This is a genomic window from Frankia sp. CeRuru1, from assembly GCF_977966315.1.
On sequence record NZ_CDWWEW010000065.1, the window covers coordinates 2,263 to 13,200 of the forward strand.

Genomic DNA, 10,938 nt, shown 5'->3' on the forward strand with positions numbered 1-10,938 from the left:
GTAGCTGACCGCGTCGACGACCGAGGTCAGCCGGCCCGCCGGGTCGTAGCCCAGCGTCTTGGTCGCGGGCGTGCTGGCGTCGAGGCGGACCTGGCCGTGGATCGAGTATGCCTGGGAGAAGGTCAGCCACGGTGTGCCGGACTTGGCGTAGGCGAGGCTGGTCGGCTTGTTGGTGTTGTCGAGGCGGGTGGTGGCGACCAGGCCGTTGGGCAGGGTCTGCGAGGTGAGTGTGCCGTCGCCGTTGTAGGTGGCGGTGAAGGTGGACGGTGCCGACCCGGCGCCGACGCCAAGGCTGGTGACCAGGCCGCGGTGTTCGGTGGCGGTGTCGTAGACGTAGGCGTAGCTGCCCTTGCCGTCGTTGACGGAGGAAATCTGCCCGTCGGTGTCGTAGCCGGTGGTGGTGGTGTTGCCGTCGGCGTCGGTCTGGGAGGTGACCTGACCCCAGGTGTCGTAGCCGGTGGTCAGCGTGGTGCTGTTCGCGGTCGTGGTGGTCGGCAGGCCGGTGGTGGTGCTGTAGCCGAAGGTCGCGGTGGGAAGCGCGGTGCCGCCGTCCGTGGCCGGGCTGGCCGCGAACGCCTCGGATGTCTTCCGGCCGGCCGCGTCGTAGGTGTAGGTGGTGGTCCGGGTGCTCGTCGATCCGGAGGTGACGGTGTCGACCTTGGTCAACGGCTGGTTGAGGTTGTTGTAGGTGTAGGTGGTCACCGGCAGCGGGTTGCCCGAGGAGGGCTGCGCGGCCGGGCCGGTCGAGCAGGCCAGGCCCGTCCAAGAGGCGTTGACGCAGCCGCCGGAGCCGGTCGCGGTGAAGTAGGAGATGACGGTGGTGAAGGCGTCGGTGCCGGCGCTGTTCGCCTTCGGCTGGCGGACCTCGACCGGGTTCCCGGCGGTGTTGTAGTAGGTGGTGCGGACGATGTCGGGGGTGGAACCGCCGCCCATCCAGGTGGTCACGGTCGTCGGCTTGCGTAGCGTCCAGCCGGATGTCGCGGCGTCCGCGTGTCAACGGGGCGGCGAACGCGCGCGGCAGGTGCGCCAGGAACCGTGCCAGCGGCGGCATCTGCCGGTCGAGCGTCAGCGCGTGAAAGATCTGCGGATCGATAATGCGGCCGGTGGCGGCCTCGATCAGCAGCAGGCCCCGCCCGGTCGCGGTCAGCGCCAGATCTCCAGGCACCAACCCGCGCGGCCCGTCCGACGGTGGCTCGCCGAGGGCCAGTACCTCGGGCAGAAACTGGGGCAGCCGCGCGACGTTCTGGCCGCGGACGAACCTCGACGGGCAGGACAGCTGTACCGCGGTAGCGCCCTCGTGCAGCACCGGAACCGATCTGTAGGCGCGGGCCATTGCCGCGTCACCAGTCGAGGACTGGAACCTCGCGGTCAGGGTTCCGGCCGCACGGGCGGGAGTCACTGCCAGCTGGTAGTCCCCGGCGTTCAACGCCTTAACGCTCCTGGAGTAGATCTTCGCCGCGATCTCTCCATGGGGCTGGAGGAAACGCGGGTCGAACAGATCACCGGCGGTGACGTGCTCAATCAGCGCATCGGTCAGCTCAACAGGACCGCCGCCCGCGAGCGCCTCCCATGCCAGGGCAAGCAGCCGCCGATCCCGATCGCTCACCGTCGGCGCGGACGCCGGCAGGACCGAGCCCGGATAGCCCGCCGGATAGCCAAGCCCCGATGCGTCGTCGAGCACGTCAAGCAGCGGAACGACGCTGCCGACGCCGTAGCGTTCGACGAACCGGCGGTGATAGTCCGCCCATGCCGCAGGTCCCAATGGTTCTCGGCCCAGCCGCGTCAGGACACCAGCCGCCACAGCCAGATCTGACGCGACAGACCCGGGCAGCTGAAGGTCGCAGTCGAGCACGAGGTCGAGTGCCAAGGGCGAGCGATCCTGGGGCGTGATCCGGTCCATCGCCGCGAGCAGCGACGTGCGTGGCGCCACTTGCGCCGCCAGGGCCGGCGCCACGTTGAGTTCACCGAGCCGGGTGTGGATCGTGGTCAGTTCCTCCACCCGCGGCGCGACCTCGACCAGGTCGCACGCACCTGCCGTCCGAAGGACCGTGATCAGATGGCCGAGCGGATCGGTCTCCGTCATCGGCGCCCGCAGGTCGGTGACCAGAAAGTGTTCGGCGACGAGCTGACGCAGCAATCTCTCGATGCGCTCAGGGTCCGCGGCGATGAACGCCTCGTTCAGCCTGTCGGCCAGCTCAGCGAAGCGCACCGGATCGCGGGCGGCATCCCGCACGAGCCGAACCGGCGGAGTAAGAGGGATCTCCGCCTGGCCGTCCGGGTGAGGCACGATCAACCGCCCCGCCCGCTCGACGACGAGACTGCTGAACACGACGGTCACCCGCTCCAGCAGTGGGCCCGTTTCCAGACGGTCGATGACCTCGCCCAGCCACGCGGCGTCCACCCGAGCCGTCGACCTGTGGCGATCCCCGAAGCGCACCGTCCCCACCTGGCCAAACATGGCCGGTGCGACACCCGCGAACAGCGCGAACGGCGTCGCCCGCCCCTCCGCGCGCAGCAGGTATCGCACCACCGTTGCTGCGGCGGCGCGCAGCCGTCGGTCTGTGACCGGCTGCCCGGCCACGATCTGCTCGACCCGGCCAACACGCCACGCTGCCCGGCGCGTTCGTCGCTGCGCGCAGCAACGCAGGACCGGCCGGCCGGTACAGCGCCCCGCCCATCGGCATCGTCCCTTCCCCAGCCTTCGTCACATCCGCGTCCCGTGCCGCCCCGACGACGTCGGGGCGGCACGGCGACGACCCGCGTTTACGAACTGGCGCACGCCGACGGACAGGTCGACGAGCAGCCGTCCGAGGTGTCGCAGCCGTCGCTCGCCACGCACGTGCTGTCATCGACGACGGTGATCGGCAGGTCGAACCAGTCGGCCGGCGCCGGACCCGATGGGCCGACTTCCTGCACGATGGACATCCACGTCTCCTCTCAGTGCCGTTCCCCGGTGTACCTGCCGACCATCCCTGAGCACCACGCTCACAACGTGCATTCGCTTCGGGACGGCGCAGGGCCGGGAGTTACCATGCCGGCCTTCGGCGGTAACGAGAGGTAACAATGCCTCGCCCACGGCGCAAGGTCATTCCCCCGGTGGCGAAGTTTTCTCTTCGCGCCTTGTCCGGTCGCTGACCTGGGAAGATGACCTCCGCCATGCTGGTGTGTTCGGCCAGACACGCCGGGATACATGCCCGGTCGTTCGGGTGCCAGGCGCGGCCTGAGCGCAGCGGACCTTCGTCTCAGTGTGTAGCCGCTTCACCCCGCAGCCCGGTTCTCCGGTGGCCGATGAAGCCGGGAGTAGGGCGTGGTCAGCGACCAGTCAGGCCGAGCGCGTCGAGGTGGGCGCTCATCAGGCTGGTCAGGCTGTCCAGGAGCCGTTTGCCCTTCTCCGCGGTAGCGAGCGAGGGACGGCCGATCACGCCTGTCTGCGTGTACGCCGTCATGCCGTGGACGAGGAGGTGCGGTCGGGGGCCGCCTCCCTCGTCGGCAGTCTCCCAGCCGGGCCGGACGAGGTCTGGGTGCACGTGCAGAAGGATGGAGGTCTCCAGCTCGCCGGCGTGCATGTCGTCGTGGGCGTCGGTCTCCAACTCGGCAGCGGCGCGGGCCGCCGCCCAATCTGACCGTCCAGGGAACAGCGTCATGCTCGGCCCGCCGATGTTGGCCTCCTGAACGATGTTGTTCAGGACGTAGTTGCCCCCATGACCGTTGACGAGCACCACCGCGGCGACGCCGGAACGACCCAGAGAGCTGGCGACGTCGCGGATGACCGAGGTCAGAGTCACCGACGAGATGCTCACCGTTCCCGGGTACGAGGCGTGCTCATGGGAGCACGAGAACGTGATCGGCGGGAGCAGGAACAGGCCGTACGCATCGGCCGCAGCTTCGGCGATCGTCTGGGCGATCAACGTGTCTGTCGTGAGGGGGAGGTGAGCGCCGTGTTGCTCGAAGCTGCCCACCGGCAACACGGCCGCCCGCGCGTCGACTCGCTCCGCCTCGGCGCTGGTCGCCGTGGTGATCATAGGGATGGCTGTCTCCTCGTCGCAGCGTTAACGACCTGGCGAGCGGCGAGGAACTGGCCGACCTCGACCACCCGATCGGCTCCCGCGAGCGCTCCCGCCATGCTGCCGAGTACCAAGTCAGCGCGCGCCGATCCGGTGGCCTGGGCGAGTTCCAACGCACGCAGGCCCTCAGCTCCCGCCTCGGCCAAGCGCCCGGCAGCGGTATGCGCGTCCGCCAACCATGCCCGCCACATCACCTCATCCTGACGCGGCCCGGCCGGCCAGGCCGCCAGCACCTCGTCCAGTAGCCTTGTCGCCCCGTCCAGGTCGCCGACCAGCCGCCGGCAGTGACCTTCGTATGCCGCCACGTAGAGGTCCGTGCAGTGCCGCCCATCCAACGGGTCCGGGTCGCGTTCAGCACCAGCCAGCAGCCGAACCGCCTGACGGACCGCAGCACGGGAGGCTGCGGTGTCGCGGTTGAGGGCATGCCCGTGCGCCTGCCGGACGAGACACAGCGCGGCGGTACACGCACTGCTGGAATCGAGGGCCGCCGCACCTTCTCCCAGCGCGATAGCTTCCCCGCCACGTCCCTGATCAGCCGCCTGCTGAGCCCGTCGCATCAGGACATAGCTCGCGGTGCGACGGTCGCCAGCCTCGGTCGCCTGGCTAAACGCCAACTCGGCCCACTTCCGCGCAGCACCCGGACGTCCGAGGCTGTCGGCAAGCCAGGAAAGAAACTCCGACCACCGAGCCTGGACCGCGAGCAACCGATGGCCCTCGACCGTTGACGCCCGGCGGAACGCATCGAGCACTTCAAGCTGACCCTGGACCAGGCTCCACACCGAGCCGGCCCCACTGTCGTTGACTCTCCCCGCGATCAGACTCAGTAGATCGACCCAGTGCTTCACCGGATCGGCGGTGCCAATGGCCAGCGGTTGATTGAACACATCCGACTCAGACACAGGATAGGGATGGTTCGCGAGCCTGATGCTCTCGACCGCGATCCCGGTGGTCCTCAGCGAGGAGACAGCACCGAGAACCGCTTCCCACACCGTCCTGTCCTCAGAGCCATGGTGCGTGATGGGTGGCAGCCCTTTGTGGAGCTGGCTGATAACCATCAGATCCGCTGGCATCATGGTCTCGCGGTCTTCAAGATCGAGAAGGTTGTGGATGCTGGTGCCGTAGACCTCGGCGAGCAAGGCCAAAAGCTGGGGCGTAGGCCGGCGCCGGAGTGGAACCGGCCAGTTCTCCAGTTCGCTGAGCCAGGGCGCGGTGCGCGTGGCGGCGCCGTCGGGGTCGAGGCCGATGCGGGCGGCGTGAGCGTTGATGTGATCAACCGCTTGCTGCTGGGTCCAGCCATGGGCGACCCGGTGAGCGGCGCGGGGACGGTACTTGTAACGGCGGGCGAACTCGATCGCGATCTCGTCGTGGGACATGCCGACCGCGCGCATCCGCGCTCGCAGCTCGTCCTGCTCCGCCCGCTGGCTCGGCCTACTCACGGTGCGTCCTCTCCGGGCCTGCTCGCCGGACCGCCGTCGGTCCGCCATTTCGGGAGCGTGCAGATCATCGCCAGAGTAATGGGTCCGCCACTGTCGGGCCGGGGCCAACGGCCGAACCTGTGCCGCTCCAGCCATCTCTTGTTCGCCGGGCTCGGAGGAGGTGTCTGATTACTCGGCGCGCCGGCCGGCGCTTTCGCCTGCGAGGTGCGTTCCGAGGCCAATGATCACTCCGTTGCAAGGTGGAGCCACGTGAGACCCGTTCAACCAGGCAGGGCACCAACCATGATGATCACTTGGCGTGGTGGTGCGCGTCATTCCCTGCTGGCCGAATGTTTCCTTCGTAGCGTCATCGCCGGGCTGAGCTGCGGAAATGGCATGAGGTCCTGCGATCTGTTCGGCGCTGGAGGGTCCATCTGTTCGCGCGAATCAGACCGCGTGGTGCTCGTGGACACCACTGCCCGGTCGCGGATACGCTCGGCCATGGTGGTCTCCGCCCGGGCGGGCAGCGCGGCGAAGTCGATGATTCTGGTGGTGGGCAGCCTGGTGTCGCGGCCGGGGGTGGCCGGTGCGGCACTGATGTCGGGGTGCTGTCAAGGGGCCGCAGAGGTCTTCGGGGTCACCGGCGGACAGCGGCAATGTGCCGACGAGTGTCGCGGCCGTCAGCCGCTCACCGGGTAGCCGCCTCGGCGGCGGGTCGCCGGGTGATGCGCAGATCGGCCCGGGCCAGGACGGCCGGCATGTTCCGGATCGCGTCGCGGTCCCGATCACGGTCCTCTTCGGTCAGCTCCTCCCAGTCCACCATCGACGGGTGACGCTTGTCCGGGCCGAGATCCTCGCGCACCGGACCATAGGAGTAACCCTGCCGCTCCTTGTGCTGCCACCACCGGTCGTGCTCGGCCCGGGCGAGCTCCTCGACCTCGGCGGCGGACAGCGAAAAAGGATCGACAGCCGGATCGACGTCGTGCTCGGCCGGCGTGAACACCCAGCCACGGTTACGCAGCACCGTCTCGTAATGAGCCGCCTGATCACGGTTGGCTTCCCGCAGCGCCTCGGAGAGCTCCGCCCAGGGCCGCAGCCCGGGCCTCGATCCGGCCGCGTGCCGTTTACCGAGCTCATGCTCCAGATAGCGGTCGTGGATCGCCCGGGCAAGCAGCTCCACCAACTCCCCGTCGCCCAGGACCGACGGCGTGCCGCCGGCGCCGCCGTCCCCGCCCACCGCATCGGCCCAGATCGGGCGCGAGGCCCCGATCGGCCGTAGAGCATCCACGCGGACTCCACGCACGGCACGCCTGGCTGTGATCATGACCGGATGTCTCCCTCAGAAACAGACGGTGGACGACGTCCGAACGATCGGCGCCACGAAAACGCTAACCGAGTCCCTTGTTGTCGGTATAGGGATTGCGAGTCCTATGCCCGACATCGGACCCGGCTCGGGCGCCGAAGTCGGCGCCGGCGCCGGCGCCCGAGCCGGCGGGACGGTCCCAGGCCCGCCCGGCCAGCGCGGCCAGCACCGCCGCCAAGGCTAAGGCGCCGAACACCTGGACCAGCGGCCCGAACGCCCCCTGCCCGGATCCGGGCTGGCTGCCCGGCTGCGCCGCCACCCCGATTCCCGCGCCGATCATGGCGACCGCGGCGGAGAGGCCCGGCACCGCGGGCCAGCGCCGACCGACCAGGACGAACACCGGTACGGCCAGCGCCACCGGGCCCGCCACCAGCGCCACCGCCAGCATGGCGAGCACCGTCCACCCCACACCGGCTACCGGCGGGGACACCGCCAGCCGGCCCAGCCGGCCCAGCCGGCCCGGGCGGCGCGGCTGGCCCGGGCGGCGCGACCGGCGCGACCGGCGCAGGCGGCGCGGCCTCAGCAGCGCCGGATAGCCGTTCTCGTCGGATCGTGGCCGTAGCCGGAACCGGGCGGGCAGCACCGCGAGCACGACCAGCACCACGACCAGCAACAGCCCCACCACCAGGTTGCGGCGGTATTCCGCACCGGGCGCGTTGTCGATGACGATCGTGCCGCCAGCGCCGGCCGGGACGATCCAGCCCTGCTGCCAGCCGTCGAGGCGCAACGGGGTCAACGCCGCGCCGTTCAGCTTCGCGGTCCACGAGAAGTTGGCGTTCTCCCGGACGGCGAGGAAGGCACGGCCACCGGCGCCGATCTGGACCGTCCGGTGCTCCGCCGTCCACTCGTGCACCGTCGTCGCCCGCGGCGTGGCCGCTCTCACCTGGGCGCCCGATCCGACCAGCGCGATCGCGTCGACGAGGATGGAGGTCGGTCCCTGGTCAACGCCGAGCAGGTGCGGCCCCGCCGAGAGCCGCAGCGTGCCGCCGTCGGTGCACAGCGACACCTGCACCGGCCGCACCGAGGTGACGTCGCTCTCCCGGCCGGAGATCCGCAGGGGGTAACGGGTGCCGTCAACGACCAGGGTGGGGCCCCGGCCGCAGTCGACCAGCAACGGAGTGTCACCCGCTGGGGGTGTCCCCCGCGGCGGGGGGATGAAGCTCGCCGAGCCGCTCATCGTGAACGTCATGTCCCGGGGCACCTCGAAGCGCCGGGACAGCGCCAGCTCCTCCGAGCCGCCGAACGGCTGCGCCGGGTCGACCCGCGCCCGGGCCATCGAGAAGGCGACCAGCCCCCCGTCCGGCGCGGCGAAGCGCCGGGCCACGTCGGTGGGGAGCTGCGCGTAGTGGCGGAAGGTGACCCCGGGGATGGTGATCTCCCGAATACCGGCGCCGAGGGTATCGTCGGTCTCCTGGCCGACCCGCGCGAACGTGATGCGGTACCAGCGGCTCGGCCCCGCCGGGACGGCGAGGCGCTGGATGTCCTCCACCGGACGCACCTCGGTGACCACCGAGCCCGCCTCGCTGGACACCCGCAGCGCCTCGACGGCCGGCCGCCACGAGCCCTCGGACAGCAGCCGCACGTCGAGGTAGGGCACGGTCATCCGCCGGCCGACATCGAGCTGGATCCACTGCCCGGCCGACGTTGTGCCCTTCGTGCGCTGTGCCGTCCACGCGGTCGCGGCGAAGCCGTCGACGGCCGCCGGTGGCGCGAGGTCCGGCGCGGCGAACAGGTCGTAGCCGTAGGAGGACGCGGTGACGGACATGCCGCCGACGTAGCCCGCGACCGTCTGGTGGCCGGCGACGTCGGCCTCGGCCCACTGGTGGGGCTCTCCCGTCTTGCCGACCGCGGTGCCGGTGGGCCCGAGGAGGTACGAATCGGCCTCGTGGACGAGTCCGAAGGTGCTGTCGCGCCGGGTCAGGGTGTCCGTGTCAACCCAGGCGGTCGTCGGGCCGATCACCTCCCCCGGCGCAACCTTGATCGCCGCCGGGCTCGTCGAGGACGTCACGGCGGCGGACGGATCGGCGGCGGAGGACAGATCGGCGAGGTCCGCGGCGAGCACGGCGGCCCGGTCGCTGCTCAGCAGGCCCTGCCCGGCGAGCTGCACCGTCGCCTCCGGGCCGCCGGAGACGACGACGGCGGTGTCCGCCGGGTAGGAGTCGACAAGCTTCGCGCCGCCCGGGACGGTCCAGACCTCCAGCGCGGGTACCCGCGCGGTCGGGTTGCGCAGCTCCGGGACGAGCCGCTCCTTCGCCGAGGCGCGCGCCGGCACCTGCGGGCCGAACGCGGCGGCCAGGGTGAGACCGGAGGAGCGCAACGCCCGGTGGAGCTCGTCGGTGGACGGGGGGACGTCCCAGTTCTTCTGTTCCAGGTCGTTACGCAGCAGGATCTGGCCGATCCCGGCCCGGGCCAGCGCCGGGGCGAGGCCCGCGGCGGACCCGGTGGCGAGCTGGCGCTCGATGCCGTCCATCAGCCGGGTCACGCCCGTGCCACCGAGCGGGATCAGGCTGCGGACCCCCCACGGCGTGCGGGCCAGCCACTGCAGCGGCTCGTCGAGCGGCCGGCCCCACTCGTACTCGGCGAACGGCGAGCCGGGCAGCACCAGTGCCCGGCCGTCCTGGGGATGGGCGGCCAGCCAGTCCGCGGCGGCCACCCAGTAGTCGGGCACCCGGGCGAACGGCCGGGGCTGCAGCGCCCTGCCGGCGAGCGCCGGCGTCATGCCGCAGACCAGCGCGGCCACGGTCAGCACAACGGGGACGTTCACCGCGGCGGTCGCGATCATGTCCGCAGCCCCGCCGTGCCGGTGGGAAGCCCCGCGGGTCGTCCATCTCCGCACACGGGCGGTGAGGCTGACAGGTCGGACCGTCAGGGCGTGCGCGATCCCCAGCGCGATCGGCAGCCGCACCACCGGCTGGAACTTGTAAACGTTGCGCAAGAAGCCCAGCTGGTCACCTAGCAGGTCCCGCACCGCACCCGCCAGCGGGCTGCCCGGATGCCCCGGATAGGCCGCGGCCACCGAGACCGTGCCGGCAGCCAACGTCACCAGCAGGAACCGGCGGGCGGGCAGATCGGCCCGGGACAGCCCCCACAGCCCGATCGCCGCCACGGCTGCCGATCCGATGATCGGCACCGGCCGGGACACGTACTCGGTGGCGGCCGGCAGCCAGGGCCTGGGCAGCTGGACGTACGCCAGCCAGTCCGTCGCGCCGCGCAGGGCTTCCGCCACCGACGTCGTCGCCGTGGTCGTCTGGGCGGTCTCGGTGAACGCGAGGAAGTCCAGCCCGTAGCGAGCCTGCACCATCAGCGCCAGCAGCCACCAGGCCGAGGCGAGGATGACGGCGACGACCCACCAGGCCCGCAGCGCCCAGGCCCGGCGGGTGCCGCCGGCGAACACGAGGACCACCGCCGGACAGAGCAGGACGCACAGCGTGACCGTCGCATTGATTCCGCCGGTGCCCAGGATGGCGAGTCCGGACAGGGCGGCCGCCCGTCGCGGGGACAGCCGCCGGCCCGGGTCCAGGGCGGGATCGTCAGCAGCATCGACATCATCGGCCGCCGTGGTACTGGTGGCGGCGGCCGTACCGGTGTCGGCGCCGAGGGCGCCGTCCGGACGCAGCGCGAGGATAAGCGGCAGGGTGATCCACGGGAGCATGGCGGCGCCCGCGAGCGCCACGGAGGTCGCCCCGATCTTGCCGAGGAACATCGGGGACAGGGTGTAGGCGAGTCCGGCGAGCACCCGGGTGTGCGGCACGCCGAGCCGCAGGGCCTCGGCCAGCCGCACGACCCCCCAGGCGGAGACGGTGAGGATCAGCGCGATCCACAGCCGCTGGGTGATCCAGGCGGGTATCCCGAGCAGGTCACCGGCGCCGAAGAACGGTCCCATCGGGAACAGGTAGCCGACGTACTGGTTGGGCAGGTAGCCGAACTCGGCGAGGGAGTTCCACAGATGGGTGGCCCGCCCCATGAAGCCCCACGGGTCGAGGGGGACGTCCAGCTTGGTGTCGGCGGTCAGCTTGCCGGGGGCCTGGAGCAGAGAGAGCACCATGAAGCCGGCGGCCATGCCGTACAGGAGCCACCGTGACGTCCGCGTGTCGCG

Annotated in this window: 6 protein-coding genes and 2 pseudogenes; 1 reads left to right on the top strand and 7 read right to left on the bottom strand. The window is 71.0% G+C overall.

Going from position 1 to position 10,938, the window contains the following annotated elements; translation table 11 throughout:
- From AC08OP_RS07355 to AC08OP_RS07375, 5 genes and pseudogenes are all read right to left on the bottom strand, one after another.
- A pseudogene (locus AC08OP_RS07355) lies at nucleotides 1-945 on the bottom strand (sugar-binding protein); the annotation flags it as partial.
- A 106-nt stretch (nucleotides 946-1,051) separates the two neighbouring features.
- Nucleotides 1,052-2,581: pseudogene (locus tag AC08OP_RS07360) on the bottom strand (lantibiotic dehydratase family protein); the annotation flags it as partial.
- A gap of 182 nt (nucleotides 2,582-2,763) precedes the next feature.
- Entirely contained in the window at nucleotides 2,764-2,925 is a 162-nt protein-coding gene (locus AC08OP_RS07365) for an FxLD family lanthipeptide (protein WP_476613500.1), read from the bottom strand.
- Nucleotides 2,926-3,311: 386 nt separating this feature from the next.
- The gene (locus tag AC08OP_RS07370; RefSeq protein WP_476595658.1) at nucleotides 3,312-4,022 is read right to left on the bottom strand and encodes a creatininase family protein; all 711 of its coding nucleotides are present in this window, start codon (nucleotides 4,020-4,022) and stop codon (nucleotides 3,312-3,314) included.
- Nucleotides 4,019-5,500: a hypothetical protein gene (locus tag AC08OP_RS07375; RefSeq protein ID WP_476613501.1), complete on the bottom strand. Its 1,482-nt coding sequence runs from the start codon at nucleotides 5,498-5,500 to the stop codon at nucleotides 4,019-4,021. The genes AC08OP_RS07370 and AC08OP_RS07375 overlap by 4 nt, the downstream gene beginning before the upstream one ends.
- A 444-nt stretch (nucleotides 5,501-5,944) precedes the next feature.
- Between AC08OP_RS07375 and AC08OP_RS07380 the strand changes: the two genes are divergently transcribed.
- Entirely contained in the window at nucleotides 5,945-6,178 is a 234-nt protein-coding gene (locus AC08OP_RS07380) for a hypothetical protein (protein WP_476593198.1), read from the top strand.
- Here AC08OP_RS07380 and AC08OP_RS07385 read toward each other — a convergent pair.
- Together AC08OP_RS07385 and AC08OP_RS07390 are read right to left on the bottom strand one after the other, a co-directional pair.
- Complete coding sequence (locus AC08OP_RS07385) at nucleotides 6,168-6,767, bottom strand: RyR domain-containing protein (protein ID WP_476613502.1); 600 nt, start codon at nucleotides 6,765-6,767, stop codon at nucleotides 6,168-6,170. The genes AC08OP_RS07380 and AC08OP_RS07385 overlap by 11 nt on opposite strands.
- A 100-nt stretch (nucleotides 6,768-6,867) precedes the next feature.
- Nucleotides 6,868-10,902 (bottom strand): DUF3367 domain-containing protein, encoded by a 4,035-nt coding sequence (locus tag AC08OP_RS07390; RefSeq protein ID WP_476613503.1) that lies wholly within the window; start codon nucleotides 10,900-10,902, stop codon nucleotides 6,868-6,870.
- Between the last annotated feature and the right edge of the window lie 36 nt (nucleotides 10,903-10,938).